This window comes from Xanthomonas pisi DSM 18956, assembly GCF_001010415.1.
Lineage (GTDB): Bacteria > Pseudomonadota > Gammaproteobacteria > Xanthomonadales > Xanthomonadaceae > Xanthomonas > Xanthomonas pisi.
Genome location: NZ_JPLE01000298.1, coordinates 1 through 424, shown reverse-complemented (window position 1 = coordinate 424; position 424 = coordinate 1). Strand labels below are relative to the sequence as shown.

1 protein-coding gene is annotated in these 424 nt (G+C 51.4%); it reads right to left on the bottom strand.

The annotated features are described in order from the left end of the window. Positions 1 to 22: 22 nt before the first annotated feature. A partial coding sequence (locus tag Y887_RS18065) for a hypothetical protein (protein WP_046965669.1) occupies positions 23 to 424 on the bottom strand: 402 nt, incomplete at its 5' end.

Genomic DNA, 424 nt, shown 5'->3' with positions numbered 1-424 from the left:
CTTCCGTACGGGGCCATTTCTGTTAATCCACTCCCACTTTTTTGTTGTACTCGCGGTTAAACCGATCCACGGCAATTTTCATATCCCGCTCTACCGATTTCACCATCGCCGACTGTTGCGCCAGACTGAGAGTACTGTCGGCGTAAATGGCATCACGCTGTTTACGCAAATCCTTCAGTCTCTTCCGGGTATCCTGCATAAGCCCGTTCATCGACAATTTTCCGTTGTTCTCGTCAATGAACGCCGTTCTTTCTGCACCGGTCAGACTCTTCAGCTCTGCGTGATACTGCGCAATCTCTGTCATCCGGTCGTACATCTTCTGCTGGTCTGCATACGGCATCACCTCCCCCGAAATTTTCCCCAGGAAGGGCACCTGCTGTTCCGGTATATCAATACCATTCAGCGATTTCACCGCCGCATCCGT